Annotated in this window: 14 protein-coding genes; 5 read left to right on the top strand and 9 right to left on the bottom strand. The window is 36.4% G+C overall.

Translation table 11 applies throughout. The features are described from left to right. On the bottom strand, positions 1-917 hold a 917-nt coding region (locus ACIQ2S_RS05025; RefSeq protein ID WP_396173470.1), incomplete at its 3' end, for a 2-hydroxyacid dehydrogenase. A gap of 71 nt (positions 918-988) precedes the next feature. Here ACIQ2S_RS05025 and ACIQ2S_RS05020 point away from each other — a divergent pair. Then, entirely contained in the window at positions 989-1,678 is a 690-nt protein-coding gene (locus ACIQ2S_RS05020; protein ID WP_396173467.1) for a hypothetical protein, read from the top strand. Between the two features lie 13 nt (positions 1,679-1,691). On the opposite strand, the gene proC is transcribed toward ACIQ2S_RS05020, so the two are convergent. The 6 genes from proC to serS form a co-directional block, all read right to left on the bottom strand. Beyond that, positions 1,692-2,468 (bottom strand): pyrroline-5-carboxylate reductase, encoded by a 777-nt coding sequence (proC, locus tag ACIQ2S_RS05015; protein WP_396173465.1) that lies wholly within the window; start codon positions 2,466-2,468, stop codon positions 1,692-1,694. 109 nt (positions 2,469-2,577) lie between these two features. After that, positions 2,578-3,930: a magnesium transporter gene (mgtE, locus tag ACIQ2S_RS05010; RefSeq protein WP_396173463.1), complete on the bottom strand. Its 1,353-nt coding sequence runs from the start codon at positions 3,928-3,930 to the stop codon at positions 2,578-2,580. Further along, on the bottom strand, positions 3,920-4,699 hold the full coding sequence (gene rsmA / locus ACIQ2S_RS05005; protein WP_396173461.1) for a 16S rRNA (adenine(1518)-N(6)/adenine(1519)-N(6))-dimethyltransferase RsmA: 780 nt from the start codon (positions 4,697-4,699) through the stop codon (positions 3,920-3,922). Before rsmA ends, mgtE begins: the two co-directional genes overlap by 11 nt. A 57-nt stretch (positions 4,700-4,756) precedes the next feature. After that, positions 4,757-5,086 (bottom strand): DUF4286 family protein, encoded by a 330-nt coding sequence (locus ACIQ2S_RS05000; protein WP_396173457.1) that lies wholly within the window; start codon positions 5,084-5,086, stop codon positions 4,757-4,759. Positions 5,087-5,111: 25 nt separating this feature from the next. Continuing rightward, complete coding sequence (locus ACIQ2S_RS04995) at positions 5,112-6,893, bottom strand: tetratricopeptide repeat protein (protein WP_396173455.1); 1,782 nt, start codon at positions 6,891-6,893, stop codon at positions 5,112-5,114. Positions 6,894-6,972: 79 nt separating this feature from the next. Continuing rightward, complete coding sequence (gene serS, locus ACIQ2S_RS04990) at positions 6,973-8,244, bottom strand: serine--tRNA ligase (protein WP_396173452.1); 1,272 nt, start codon at positions 8,242-8,244, stop codon at positions 6,973-6,975. 137 nt (positions 8,245-8,381) lie between these two features. Between serS and ACIQ2S_RS04985 the strand changes: the two genes are divergently transcribed. From ACIQ2S_RS04985 to ACIQ2S_RS04970, 4 genes are all read left to right on the top strand, one after another. Beyond that, a complete protein-coding gene (locus ACIQ2S_RS04985) occupies positions 8,382-9,983 on the top strand; it encodes a fumarate hydratase (protein ID WP_396173448.1) in 1,602 nt (533 codons plus the stop codon). A gap of 330 nt (positions 9,984-10,313) precedes the next feature. Beyond that, entirely contained in the window at positions 10,314-11,132 is an 819-nt protein-coding gene (locus ACIQ2S_RS04980) for a UDP-2,3-diacylglucosamine diphosphatase (RefSeq protein ID WP_396173446.1), read from the top strand. Positions 11,133-11,211: 79 nt separating this feature from the next. After that, positions 11,212-12,207: a glycosyltransferase family protein gene (locus ACIQ2S_RS04975; protein ID WP_396173444.1), complete on the top strand. Its 996-nt coding sequence runs from the start codon at positions 11,212-11,214 to the stop codon at positions 12,205-12,207. Between the two features lie 406 nt (positions 12,208-12,613). Beyond that, complete coding sequence (locus tag ACIQ2S_RS04970; protein WP_396173442.1) at positions 12,614-13,543, top strand: 1-phosphofructokinase family hexose kinase; 930 nt, start codon at positions 12,614-12,616, stop codon at positions 13,541-13,543. Positions 13,544-13,800: 257 nt separating this feature from the next. On the opposite strand, the gene ACIQ2S_RS04965 is transcribed toward ACIQ2S_RS04970, so the two are convergent. Both ACIQ2S_RS04965 and ACIQ2S_RS04960 read right to left on the bottom strand, forming a co-directional pair. Next, entirely contained in the window at positions 13,801-14,592 is a 792-nt protein-coding gene (locus ACIQ2S_RS04965; protein WP_396173440.1) for a helix-turn-helix domain-containing protein, read from the bottom strand. Between the two features lie 283 nt (positions 14,593-14,875). Next, the gene (locus ACIQ2S_RS04960; protein ID WP_396173438.1) at positions 14,876-15,451 is read right to left on the bottom strand and encodes a hypothetical protein; all 576 of its coding nucleotides are present in this window, start codon (positions 15,449-15,451) and stop codon (positions 14,876-14,878) included. Between the last annotated feature and the right edge of the window lie 150 nt (positions 15,452-15,601).

Genomic DNA, 15,601 nt, shown 5'->3' with positions numbered 1-15,601 from the left:
ACTTGTGCCAATTTCTCGTGACTTTCATACGTCCAACCCGCGATATGTGGTGATAAAAGTACATTTTCTGCTTGCAATAAATAACTCAATGCTTCGGGTCGTTCGCCTTCAAATAAGGTTTCAAATGATAATTTTTCATATTCCAAAACATCCAAACCGGCTCCTAAAATTTTGCCGGATTGTAAACCGGTAACCAAATCGGTAGTAACAACCGATTTTCCTCTCGCTGTATTAATCAACCAAAATGGTTTGGCAAAAGCAGCTATAAAATCGCGATTAACTAATTGATCGGTTTCAGGTGTCCAAGGAATGTGCAAGGACACTACATCGGCTTTTTGCTGCAACTCTTCGAGTGAAACTTGCTTCGCATTTTGATCGCCAACGTTGGGCAAAATATCATGGCACAAAACGTTTACATCAAATCCGCGTAATTTTTTGGCAAATGATTTTCCCATGTTGCCATAACCGATGAGACCAACGGTCTTACCTTCCAATTCATAACCGCGGTGACCTTCGCGAATCCAATGACGGCTTTTCACCGACTGATTGGCTTGAGCCAATTTGTTCATCAACGAAAGTAACATTCCCAAAGTATGTTCGCCCACTGCATTACTATTTCCTTCCGGAGCGGCAATCAAATGAATGCCTTTTTGCTGAGCATAGTCACAATCAATACTTTCTAAACCTGCTCCTACTCGGGCGATGAATTGCAGATTCGTTGCTTTGTCAAGAAAAGTTTGATCAATTTTGAATCGGCTACGAATCACGATTCCGTGAAAATCTTTTATTTTGGCTTCCACTTCCGATTTAGACGATTTGTAATCTTGATGATTTTCAAATCCAGCCTGCTCCAATTGTTCCCATAATAAGGGGTGATTGGAATCGATATGAAGGATTTTTATTATATTCGCTTTCAATTGTTACTTCTTTTAATCATTCAAAAATAAGGTTATCTTTTTAAATGAATACATTTTACACTACAATCCTAATGAAAAACTTCTGGCTACTTTCTTTCACTTTGTTGGTTCAACTTTGTTATTCACAAAAGAACTATGATTTTGATTATATTTTAAATTTTGACAAGTCAATTTCAATTAAAAAAAACAAAGAAAAAGATTCTGCTAAAACCTTTTTAGTAAACAGCAGCAAGAATGGCTATATGATGGTATTAAATAATCGTGATTCTTCTAAATATGGAATACTATTTATAGATAATGATGGAATTTTAATAAATTCTACGATCAACAAAAATTCATTGAATACTGCTGAAAAAATAACAACCGATTGTAAAAATGTCAAACCTTTTTCCAACCCTTTTAAATTCCAAGTGGGCAATTACGAATTTGTAAATCTAACGGATACAATAATCAACAATACAAGCTACTATCATTACTACATTAAATGCAATAGAAGTTTGAAGTATCAAAAAAGAAAAAAAATTGTGGCCATTCATTATATTGTTGACAAAAGTAGTCCGAATTTTTTTCCTTTTTTAATTCACCATACTTGTTACGAAGAATGGAAAAAAGAACGAAACATTCCCAATGGAAGTCCTTATATCATCTATCATAAAAATGTAAAAGGAGAAATCACCTATAAAATGCAACTGAAAAGTTTGGTAAAGATTGATAAATATTTAATAGTTCCAGACGATTGCGATTATACTAAAATAGAATAGTTTACCTTCTCAATTACTCCTTAATCTTCTGCAACGAAGTCTTGATTCCGCGGATCAACGCCGAACTGAATCCTTGGTGTTCCATTTCATTCAATCCTACAATTGTGCAACCTTGCGGAGTGGTCACGCGGTCGATTAATTGTTCGGGATGTACTTTTTCATCCAGAGCCATTTTGGCGGCTCCTTTCACCGTTTGCGATGCAATGGCTAAAGCCGTTGGTGCATCAAAACCAATTTCTATGCCGGCTTGCATCGCGGCACGAATGTAGCGTAAAGCATAAGCAGTTCCGCATGCTCCCAAAACGGTAGCGGCATCCATCAATTTTTCTTCAATGACAATCGCGGTTCCTAAATGATTGAACAATTCAACGACTTTTTCTCCTGCTACTTTATTTTTTTCTGAAAAGGAAATACAGGTAGCACTCTCCGCAAATTGTGCAGCAATATTGGGCATAATACGAACAATAGAATGAGCAGCGTTGGTTTTTTGCTCCAAGGTTTCCATAGAAACTCCACTCACTGCCGAAGCAATCATCTTGTTGGAAATGTAGGGCAAAATTTCGTTTAAAACAGCATCCATCTGATAGGGTTTGATGGTCAACAGAATTAAATCCGCCTGCTGAATATTCAGCGTATTATCATAAGAAACGATAATACCCTTGGCTTCCAAATGTTTAATAGATGCTACATTTCGTCGGGTAACCGTGATTTGATTTCCTTTAGTAAAATGAGCAAATCCTAAAGCAATGGCAACTCCTAGATTGCCACCTCCAATGATGTGAATGTTCATGATGGTTGGTTTATAACTCTAAAAATACACAATTTAATTTGTTGAATGCCGGAAGATTTTAAAGATTCTTCTGATTTTTATAATCTGTGTTCAAAAAACGTTTTTAGATTTAAAAACCAAGTATGACTTTTGCAATAGAAAAATAAATCAAAATCCCAAAAATGTCATTACTTGTGGTAATAAACGGACCGGTAGCTAACGCAGGATCGATACCGTATTTGTTCAAAGTAATCGGCACAAAAGTCCCAATCAATGAAGCTATTACAATAACAGTGATTAATGCAATAGAAACAGTAATCCCAATAATATATTCAACACCTAATAAAAAATGACTACCTAATAACAATATAACGGATAGAATTAATCCGTTGAAAATACTCAATTTCATCTCTTTAAATAGGCGTTGCCAAAGAGTTCCTCCCATCGTGTTGTTTGCTAGACCTTGAACCACAATTGCAGAAGATTGCACACCCACATTTCCGGCCATGGCGGCAATTAGTGGTGTGAAAAAAAATAACACTCTGAAATTTTCCATCGCTTCTTCAAATTGTCCCGTCACTTTTACAGCGATGAATCCTCCCAAAAGTGCTAAAACTAACCAAGGTAAACGAGCTTTGGTGAGTTCGATAATACTGTCATCCGCTTCAACATCTTGGGAGATACCGGCAGCTAATTGGTAATCTTTATCGGCTTCTTCTTTAATAACGTCAATAATATCATCAATGGTGATTCGTCCCACCAAACGTCCTAATTCATCAACAACCGGAATGGCTTCCAAATCGTATTTTTGCATGATACGGGCTACTTCTACGTCTTTCGTATCTACGCGAACATAATCTACTTTAGGGATGTACACTTCACTGATGTGGGTTTTAGTTGAAGTGGTCAATAAATCTTTTAAAGACAGACGTCCTTTCAATCGATTCTCATCATCTACCACATAAATGGAATGTACTCGTGAAACATTTTCAGCTTGAATCCGCATTTCTTTCACGCAAGTAAGTACGGTCCAGTTTTCATTAACTTTTACTAATTCTTTCCCCATCAAACCACCGGCAGTATCTTCGTCGTAACGTAACAAATCCACAATGTCTTTGGCGTGCTCAACATCTTCCAGCTCCGAAATAACTTGTTCTTTTCTCGATTGGGGAAGTTCCGCGATAATATCTGCGGCGTCATCGGTAGAAAGTTCGTCCAACTCTTCGGCAATTTCCTTAGGGGATAAATCGCGTAAGATTTTTTCACGAACTTCTTCATCCAATTCCAATAGAATTTCAGAAGTAGTTTCGCTGTCTAGAATATTAAAAATATAACTCGCCTCCACATGGTCTAATTCTTCCATGATTTCGGCAATATCAGCATAATGAATTTCATGAAGCAAGTCGTGTAACTCCTGCTCCTTATTCTCTTGTATTAACTGCTCAATTTGCTTGAGAAATTCTCTGCTGATTTTAAACTCCATCGGCGGCTATTTTTAGCGTTAGATCAATAAATTGTTCTACCGAAAGTTGCTCCGGTCTGAGGTCAAAGATAGTATCTTCTTTTAAATTATCAGATAGTTGGTATGTTTTTAAACTGTTACGAAGTGTTTTCCTGCGTTGATTAAAAGCTGTTTTAACTATCGTAAAAAACAACTTCTCATCACAAGGCAATTGATAATTCTCTTTTCGTCGCAATCGCAAAACCCCTGATTTTACTTTGGGCGGTGGCGTAAAAACATGTTCTGAAACCGTAAATAAATACTCTGCTTCATAAAATGCTTGAGCCAAAACAGATAGGATTCCGTAAGCTTTGGTGCCTTTTTTTTCACAGATGCGTTCCGCTACTTCCTTCTGAAACATCCCTGAAAATTCAGGAATTTGATGACGCAATTCCAACGTTTTAAAAACGATTTGCGTGGAAATATTATACGGAAAATTACCAATAATCGCAAAGGGCTCTTTGCCCATGACTTCGGCTATATTGTATTTTAAAAAGTCTTTGGAAATGATTTTACCCTCCAATTTCGGATAATGTTCTTGCAAATAAGCTACCGACTCGGTATCAATTTCAATCACATAGGTAGCGATGGGTTTTTCCAACAGATATTTGGTAAGCACACCCATTCCGGGACCAATTTCTAACACATTAGAATATCCTTCCAATGTAAGACTATCTGCTATTTTTTGAGCGATGTTTTCATCGTTGAGAAAATGTTGTCCGAGGTGCTTTTTAGCTCTTACTTTTTCCATTTCATTTTTAAGTTGCTGAGTAACTGAGTCGCTAAGTTACTGAGTTGTTAGTGAAGTTTACTGCATAACAGATTCAGCAAAATGCTCGCTGATTACCTGCAACTCTGTTCGAAAAGCCAACATTTTATCGGCAAAAAGGGCCAATCCTTCCTGACGCAAACGAGGAGCATCTTCTAAATAATAACGTTCCAATTTGTCCTTACTGTCGGTAACATATTGAATGGAATAGGTGACTCCCTCATCTTCGTCAACCAGAACTTTTACCATTCGGGCGGAAGTGAATTTACCGGTAGCTAATACATCATTGATATGTTTGGTTTGCATCCATTGCATCCATTGGTCGTGAACACTGCGATCGATATTAATCGTTACGTTATATAAAATCATGATAAGTACTGTGTGTCTAAATCTATTAAATGTTGGTATCTCCACGAAGTTGACGAAATTTCTTTCGGGCATCTACAAAATAAATACTGTCTTGGTGGTTAAACAAAACGGCCTCATACAAAGGTTTTGCTTTTTCCGGATCTTGCAATTTCAGGTTGTAAATTTCGGCTGAAAAAAAGAACGCTTCATCACGATAAATACTATCAGGAAACTGATCGATTATTTGCTGGTAATAAGGTAAAGCCTCTGTGGGATTAGACAATTTTTCATAGGTCTGCCCAATTCGCAACAAGGTCTCGTCTTCTATTTCTTCTCCTTTATGATTTTTAAGAATGTTTTGAAATTGTACCAAAGCCTCTTGATTTCGCTTTTGATACAGCAGAAAATCGCCTTTGGCAAATAATTTCAGAGCGGTTTGTGTAGAATCTGCAACCGTATTGTCGTTAATTAATAAAAATAATTCCAATGCATCATTGGCAATTAATTGCGTAGAGGCTGTTTTTAAAACCTTCACCTGCACCAAAGCCCATTCGAAATCGGCTTTGTAATAACTGGTTTGAGCAGCTTTCAAACTGGCTTCGTGACCTAACTCATCGTTTTTTAAATCTTCTTCAATTTGTGAGTAATACAACAACGCTTGATTAAACTTCTCTTCAAAAAGCAACACATCTGCCAAGGTCATTTTTACACGGGCAATTTGAAAACGGTTGAGAGGCAATGCTAGGGATTCATCTAAAACCAGCTTACTTTTCTCAGAATTTTTCATAACAAACGCTAAGAACTCGGCCTGCAATAATTGTAAATCCAGCGAAAACGGACTGATGCCGTACTGCTTCAAAAGCAACTCTAAATCGGTAGCAATTTGCGGATAGTCTTTAGAGGTCCCTTCATTGATTCGCATATCCAGCAAATAGTAATGGGACTGAATCTGCAACTCAATATCTTGGGTGTTTTCTAGGATAAATCCGAAAATTTCTTTAGCTGTTTCAAACGCTTGATCTTCAATGGCTAATTCAGCGAGGTTGACAATATTTGAAAACGAATCCGGTTCGCGTTTATAAATAGCTTTTTCCTGTATAAATGCTTTGCCATACTCTTTCTGCTGCACAAAAAACCAGCTGAGCATCTGATTCCAAAATAAATCTTGGTCTTTTTGCACACGAATCAATAACGCTTTTCGCAATTGAGTGGCAAATACCAAATCAACATCATTCCCCATAAAGAGTGCAAACTGGTTTTGGATCAACACCCCGTTTTGAGGATTGGTGTACAACTCGTCTAAAAACTTTTCAATCATTAAATCCTGTTTCCCTAACTGACCGTACAATAATCCCATTTGGTAATTAAAACGCGATTTCGGATCAATTGCAACTGCACGTTCATATGACTTTAAGGCATATTCTAACAACACTTTCTTTTCAAAAGCGGAAGCGATACTGTACACCCAAGTAGGGTTTTCATCAATTTTGGTCAACGCTTCTTCGTAGTAAGTTGTAGCTTTCGGGAGCTCCTGCTGCAGTTGATAATTATACCCAATCTCTACCAATAAATTGGCCTGTTTGTATTTCTTATAACGTTCTTCCAGCTCCACATGTGCTTTTTCATACTGCATTAATTGTTGGCGACAATCAATCACCCGTTGAAAATAATTGCCGTTTCCGGGCTGACTTTTTAACAACTCTTCATAACTCACCAACGCTTTTTCAAACGAGCCTTTGTCAAAATAATTTTGTGCCAATTGTTCATTTTGCCCATAAGTAAGTGAGCTCAGAATTAAAAAGAATAAAAAAAGCAGGCGATAATTCATAATATATTTAAAAAAAACAATGTACTAAAGTAGCTTTTTTTTGCTAATTAGTACAGTGTTTTTATAAAGATTAACTTTTTTAGCTAATGCTATCAAAACCGGTGTAAGGTCGCAGTACTTCTGGGATTACAATACCTTCCGGGGTTTGGTAATTTTCTAATATTCCGGCCATCACACGTGGCAAAGCCAAGGAACTTCCATTCAAGGTATGAGCCAATTGATTTTTGCCGTCTTTGTCTTTGTATCGCAATTTCAAACGATTCGCTTGAAAAGTTTCAAAATTGGAAACCGAACTGATTTCCAACCAACGATCTTGTGCCGTTGAAAACACTTCAAAATCATAAGTCAAAGCAGATGTAAAGCCCATATCACCGCCGCACAAACGTAAGATTCGGTACGGTAATTTTAATTCGTTTAAAATGCCTTTCACATGTTCCACCATTCCATCCAACGCTTCATACGATTTGTCCGGATGTTCGATACGCACAATTTCTACTTTGTCAAATTGATGCAAACGGTTCAATCCGCGAACGTGTGCTCCATACGAACCTGCTTCTCTGCGGAAACAGGGGGTATAACCGGTGCACATCACAGGCAACTCACTTTCGTTTAAAATCACATCGCGGAAAATATTGGTTACAGGCACTTCAGCCGTTGGAATCAAATACAAATTATCGGTCGCATCATGGTACATCTGACCTTCTTTATCCGGCAACTGACCGGTTCCAAAACCCGATGCTTCATTCACCAAATGCGGTACTTGGTATTCCAAATAACCTGCTTCAGTATTTTTATCCAAAAAGTAGGTAATCAAAGCCCGTTGTAACTTGGCACCTTTTCCTTTGTAAACGGGGAAACCTGCTCCGGTAATTTTTACACCCAATTCAAAATCGATGATGTCGTATTTTTTTACCAATTCCCAATGTGGTAATGCACCTTCATGTAAAACCGGAATAGCTCCTTCTTGATGCACATTCAAATTATCATCCGGAGTTTTCCCTTCCGGTACAATTGCAGCCGGCGTATTGGGTATTTTATATAATTCTTGAGCTAAATCTGCGGTGTATTGCTCCAATTGTTCTTTCAATTGGGCCGTTTGTTCTTTTAATTGAGCGGTTTTAGCTTTCAATTCAGTTGCTTCCGAATGAGCACCGGATTTCATCAAATCGCCAATTTGCTTGGATAACACATTAGCCTCAGCTAACACATTATCTAAAGCCACTTGGGTGGCACGTCGTTGCTCATCTAAATTCAATACAGCATCTACCAAGGTTTCGGCATCCATATTTCGCTTAGACAAAGCGGCAATTACTTGGGTTCTGTTCTCTCGAATAACGGCTAATTGTAACATATCAATTCTCTTTAAATAGGATGCAAATGTAACGAAATGTTTTGGAGTTAAAAACGAATTAAACAACTCAAGTTTACTAAAATATCTGTTTTCAAATTCCTTAATAATTGGTAACTTTACGCTAAATTTTTAACACCATGGATTTTATTTACCAAGACCCTTATTTAACGACAAAAGACGACACCAATTACCGTAAAATCACTTCCGATTATGTAAAAGTTGAAAAATTAGGCGACCGAGAAATTGTGACGATTGACCCGAAAGGTTTAGAACTTTTAGCCGAAGAAGCTCTAAGCGATGTGTCTTTCATGCTTCGCTCTTCGCATCTGGAAAAATTACGAAAAATCATCGACGACCCGGAAGCGACCGACAACGATCGTTTTGTAGCCTATAATCTTTTGCAAAATGCTGTGGTGGCAGTGGAAGGACAATTGCCATCGTGTCAAGATACCGGAACAGCAATTGTCATGGGAAAAAAAGGAGAAGATGTTTACACGGGTGTGGATGATGGTGAGTGGTTGTCAAAAGGCATCTTTAACACCTACCAAAAAAGAAACTTACGCTATTCGCAAATAGTGCCGATTTCGATGTTTGAAGAAAAAAATTCAGGCTCAAACTTACCGGCACAAATTGATATCTATTCCAAAAAAGGGAACTACTACGAATTTCTGTTTTTAGCAAAAGGTGGAGGCTCTGCCAATAAAACCTTCTTGTACCAAAAAACAAAATCACTATTAAACGAAAAATCACTCGATACTTTTGTACGTGAACGCATCATGGATTTGGGCACTTCCGCTTGTCCACCTTATCATTTAGCTTTAGTAATTGGTGGAACTTCTGCCGAAGCGAATTTAGCAGCCGTAAAAAAAGCATCTGCAGGTTATTTTGATCACTTACCAACCACAGGAAATATGGCAGGCCAAGCCTTCCGTGATTTAGAATGGGAAAAACGCGTGCAGCTGATCTGTCAGGAAAGTCATATCGGAGCTCAATTTGGAGGAAAATATTTAACCCATGATGTTCGTGTAATTCGTTTGCCACGTCACGCCGCTTCTTGTCCGGTTGGAATGGGTGTATCTTGTTCAGCTGACCGAAACATCAAAGGAAAAATTACCAAAGAAGGTATTTTCGTCGAACAATTGGAAACCAACCCCAAACGATTTTTACCGGAAACTGCTCCGCATTTGGAAGATCCGGTTACCATTGATTTGAACCGCCCGATGAAAGAAATTCTGGCCGAATTATCAAAATACCCCATCAAAACCCGATTGAAATTAAACGGGACTTTAATCGTAGCTCGTGATATAGCTCATGCAAAAATCAAAGAATTGCTCGATGCCGGCAAACCAATGCCTGAGTATTTCAAAAACCATCCGGTGTATTACGCAGGTCCGGCAAAAACCCCTGAAGGAATGCCTTCCGGAAGTTTTGGCCCAACTACCGCAGGACGTATGGACGTGTATGTGGCTGAATTCCAAAAACACGGCGGCAGCATGATTATGTTGGCCAAAGGAAACCGTACCGATGAAGTTCGAAATGCCTGTCAAAAATACGGTGGGTTCTATTTAGGTTCCATCGGAGGTCCCGCTGCTATTCTGGCCAAAGAAAACATCCTATCGGTTGAAGTAGTCGATTTTGAAGAACTTGGCATGGAAGCCGTCCGAAAAATCACTATCAAAGATTTCCCTGCATTTATCATCACCGATGATAAAGGGAATGATTTCTTTGCGAATTTGTAGAAAAAATTATCTTCTAATATAAAAGTCCGGCAAGTGTCGGACTTTTTGATTGAATAAATCTTTGTCAAATTTTTGAACTTTGACTAAGATTCGAATAACTAACGAAAAAGATCATCACAATCAATTCATGCTCTTTCACAAGTCCCGTAGGGACGACATTTGGGTTTGATTAAGGTTATTTTGAAATTCGTAAACAACCCGCATTTTAAAACTTTTCAAGAAAAAAAAGCAGAAATGAATAGCAGTATAAGCAATTTATAGTGAGAATATTTAATAATACTCCCCAAACATTCCCGTAACATACACTCCTTATGTTTGCAAAAACTTATTTTGAAAAAAAAGAGAGAAATTCCTCTAGTTGTAATAAGTGATGTGCACCTCGGAACCTATGGTTGCCAAGCCAAAGAATTACTTCACTACCTCAAATCCATTCATCCTCAGACTCTTGTATTGAACGGCGACATCATCGACATGTGGAGCTTTAGTAAAAATTACTTTCCTTCTTCACACATGAACGTGCTGCGTCAAATTTTAAAAATGTCTAATCAAGGCACTCGGGTGATTTATATTACCGGAAATCACGACGAAACCTTACGGAAATACTCCGATTTAATTCTGGGGAATTTTGAACTGGTCGATAAATTAATCCTCGAACTGGATGGAAAAAAGACGTGGATTTTTCACGGAGATGTATTTGATTCCTCCACCAAAGGCTATGCAAAAATTCTAGCAAAACTGGGAGGAAAAGGATATGATTTATTGATTTTAATCAACAGTTTTATCAATTGGCTACGTGTTCTTTTTGGAAAAGAAAAAAGAAGTTTCTCCAAAATGATCAAAGACAGTGTGAAAAAAGCAGTTGCTTTCGTTTCCAATTTTGAAACAACAGCAGCCGAAATTGCTATTGAAAAAGGATACAGTTATGTGGTATGCGGACACATTCACAAACCGCAAATGAAAGAAATTGTAAACGAACACGGTAAAGTGCTGTATCTGAATAGTGGCGACTGGGTGGAAAACTTAACTGCTTTGGAATACAAGAAAAAAAAATGGAGTATTTACCACTACCAAAAATCTGAATTTGCTGATCAAGACCCCAATGAAATTGATACAACCTATGATATCATCACTAAAATTTTATCTGAATAAAACACGTGGATATTCAATTCAAAAAATAGAAGATTTTAAATAATCCAAGAGAGCTTCCAATTCACTTAAAACTACTTTCATGAAAATATTTTATGCAATTCAAGCAACAGGAAACGGCCACATCAGCAGAGCTATCCAGTTGCATCCGTATTTACAGAAATTTGGCTCAGTCGACTTTTTTTTAAGTGGAAACAATGCAACATTACCGGTTGATTTACCCGTGAAATTTAAAAGTAAGGGTTGCAGCTTACTATACAGTAAATGTGGTGGTTTGGATTATCTGGCGATTGCAAAAAATATTAAACCCATCCAAATGTATAACGATGCCAAGGCTTTGCCTTTGAAGCAATACAATGTGATCATCAATGATTTCGACTCGGTAACAGCTTTGGCATGTAAATTACAAAAAGTGCAATCGGTACAATTTGGTCACCAAGCCAGCTTCATCTCTGACCTTACTCCCAGACCCGAAAAGAAAAGCTTTTTAGGAGAAACCATTTTCAAGCATTATGCCCCGTCGCCCAAACACATTGGTCTACATTTTGAACAATACGATTCCTTTATTCATCCACCCATCATCAAAGATGAAATCCTTCAAGCAGCACCGAAAGATTTAAAACATATTACTGTTTACTTACCTTCTTTTGACAAAGATTGTTTGGAACAAGCGTTTAACAAACTTCCGCATCAAGCGTTTCATTGGTTTTTGAGTGAAGTAAAAACAAAGCACACCGTTGGGAACATCACCTATTACCCCGTCAACCAAAAAGATTTCAATGAAAGTCTAATAAATTGTCACGGAATCATCACCGGTGGCGGATTTGAAACACCCGCAGAAGCGTTATATCTCAGAAAAAAAGTGCTTAGTATCCCCATTTTAAATCATTACGAACAAGAATGCAATGCCGCTGCTCTAAAAAAACTAGGCGTGCAAATCCTTCCGGAAGTAGGAAAAAATTTCGAGAAAAACATTGAAGATTGGTTAAATGCCAACACGGAAATCCCAACCATAAAGGCGAATAACATCAATGAAACGCTACAGTTTTTATTTGATACGTATCATGCACCTATTTAAATTAAAAAAAAATATTCCATAATACCTACATATAGTTCCAATCTCGAAGTTATACAATTTGGGTGAATACACCGAATTCAGCAAATCAATTGCATCCCGAAAGGTATGAGCAAGACACTTGCACCAAGTGCAGCGGGTTTTAAAAGTGTTTAGAAAAAATAGGAGGTATAAAGTAAGTGTAGCAATGAGACATCAATCATTAGTATATATTTACTTATGATTCAAATCCTATTTCATTTGTAAATATACTCGCTATGATTGATTTTTTTGTGGCAAGTCCGGAGGCAATTTTGTAATTTAACGGTGAAAAAGAACCAGAGTGCAAGGCTTTGGTTCTTACATCACCTATATTATCTTTATCGTTACGAAAAATTTCCAACCAAAATGATCATAAAAACAAATCAAAATGAATACTGAAACCATAGTAACACTCACTATTAATCCATCCTTAGACAAAAGCACAAACTTTACTAATTTGATAGCCGAACAAAAAATACGTTGCGAAAAACCAAGATATGATGCGGGTGGTGGAGGAATTAATGTGTCTAAAGCTATTTATAAATTAGGTGGAAGTTCCACTTGTTTGTTTACCTCTGGCGGTTCAACAGGTGAAATGCTTGAAGAACTAATTACGAAGGAAAAAATAAAAGGCATTGCCATAAAAACCAAAAACTGGACTAGAGAAAATTTTATAGCGTTTGATAACGCATCCAAGTCACAATACCGATTTGGGTTTCCAGGAAATGAATTTTCAGAAGTAGAAAAAGATAAAATAATCGAAATAGTTGCAAAATTAAAAGCGGAATATTTGGTTATTAGCGGAAGTTTAAACGAAGGTTTGCCTAAAGATTTTTATCAAAAAATAGCCGAAATAGTAAAAGCTTCCGGCATAAAAGTGATTGTTGATACTTCAGGAGAACCGTTGCAAAAAGTGCTGGAAACGGGAGTGTACATGATTAAACCAAATATTGGAGAATTAGCAAAACTAATTGGCGTTGAACGATTAGAATTGCCGGAAGTTGAAAAAGCGGCAAAAAAATTAATTGATAAAGGTGCTGCTCAAATTGTTGTAGTTTCTCTTGGAGCCAATGGGGCGATTTTAGTTTCAAAAGATACCACCGAATTCGTAGCTGCACCAAAAGCAGAAAAGAAAAGCACGGTTGGGGCTGGCGACAGTATGGTTGGCGGCATGGTTTGGGCATTATCCCAAAACAAACCACTAAAAGAAGTCATCCAAATGGGTGTCTGTTGCGGAACCGCTGCAACAATGAACGAAGGCACACAACTTTTTAAATTGGAAGATGTAATGCGATTGTTCAAAGGGATGCAGGAATGATAAACATTCTTACAACAGTACCAAGTCGGATTTATAAAATAGGAACCTCGAAAAATTTGATGGCAACCTTTTTTTTAATAAAAACGTAACCTGTTGACAACGTTGAATGGTACCTACAACGGCTGTAAAGACTTATAAAACTTGCTTCTAACAAAAAAATCCAAACTAAATAAATAGTATGGATTTTACTTTCTTCTCCCACTCTTAGAGAAAGTTACAATTTTGATGTGATGATTACTTATTTTACTAGTAGAAAACTATTTAATAAGTCCACTCTCATCTATTCTAAATAACCACTCTTGGTCATAACAATCATTGGATACATTGAAAGTGGAACAAATTTGCTTACTAGCTTCTATTTGGTATAGATTACCCTCCACTAATGAAATTCGTAATCCATAATCATTCAAGAATTCTCCGTATGTTTTTTGCCAAAGAATTTCACCATCTGAACTAACTTTAACAACTAATACATCATAGTTTCCTTTACCAAAAGAGCTAGTAGAGCCAACCAAAATATAACTGCCATCATTCGTGCTGATTACTTGACCAGCTTTATCATAACTGGTTCCTCCGATAATTCGCTTCCAAACTATCTTTCCCTTAAAGTCTTTTTTGACAAGTTCTATATCGCATTCATTTTTAGTGTCGCAGTTAGTATTTGAAACAGAAATGGTAGAATTGTCTGATAGTTTAATAAAAGATGATTTCAAATCTTTGAAAAATAGAATGCCGAATACGCCCATGCTAAGTACTAATAGTGTTTTCATATTTCTTTTGAATAAAGTTTTAATATCTACAAAAAGGTTACTAAAGTTGGAAATGACTATTTTGAATTCAAATTTCCCATCGTTTTCGCCAATTGGAACTTCATTCAATTTAATAGCTAATACCTTTTCGATAGCATTTAGCGAATAAATACTTGGAGTGACTTCACTTTTTTCAATTCTTTGAATTGTTCTTACCGCAATTCCGCTCTTTTCAGATAGCTCCGATTGAGTTAGTCCCTTAGAAATTCTGATTTCTTTTATATGGTCACCTATTTTCATTTTACAAATGTATAAAGAATAAACGGTCGCAAAAACGACAAATACGTGCCATATAGGCGACAGAATTAAGAAATATGATATACATCTGGAAAAAAATGCAACAAGTACAACTCAAGTACAAACACACAAAAACTCTAGCTCCCCCTCTTAGAGAAAGTTACAATTTTTATACAATCATTGCATTTATAACTAGTGGGAAATTAAAGGGTTAAAAGTGGTGCCAAATTGCGAAAGTTATATTTACTTTTTCTTAAAGCTTTGTAACTTCCTGATGTACTATCTTTTAGTTTTTCATAAAAATAATCCAATCCCATTCTGCTGGATTTCCAATTCCAACACTTGGAGTGTATAAAAATAGTTTAACACTAGCGTTCGGATTTGAACTTAAATATTGTCTAACTTTTACCAAACTTTGTATTGAAGTCCATACTTCATTATAACTGTATGTTGTATTATCTGGATTAAATACATTCTCAAATCCTGAAATTGGTGTAACATAATCAGTTGTCATAACTGTATCAAATTGATTTGCATTTAATAAATTTTGAGGATAATTAATTTGTCCAAGACCACTCCAAACAATTGTTCCATCAAATAATGTTTCGTTTAATTCTTGATAAATAATTTTAACACTTCCAAAATCACTAGGAGCAACATATTGATTAGTTAAGGTCATATTAGAGGTAGTATTAGGAAAAGAAAATTCTTTTCCACCTTCAAACTGATTTGTATCATAGTCAACTTTCAAAACCAAAACTTTGTTTGGATTTGTTGTTGGTGTATTAGTTTCCTCGTTGTCATTTGAACAAGAGATTAATGTCAAAATAATAGCTGTAAATGATAAAATTTTAGTTTTCATATTTTTAGTTTTCATGTTATAATGTTAAGTAGATGTTTTTTTCTTAGAGAGTGTTGGCTAATATTATTATAGAAAAAGAAGTACAAAATAAATAAAATTATTTTTTAAAAATAATTAAAATTGAAAAAAGTTTAATAAAAAGCTAGAGAA

The organism is Flavobacterium sp. (genome assembly GCF_044371705.1).
Taxonomy (GTDB): Bacteria; Bacteroidota; Bacteroidia; order Flavobacteriales; family Flavobacteriaceae; genus Flavobacterium.
Note: the sequence above shows the minus strand (reverse complement) of the source record. Positions and strands in the feature narration are given on the sequence as shown.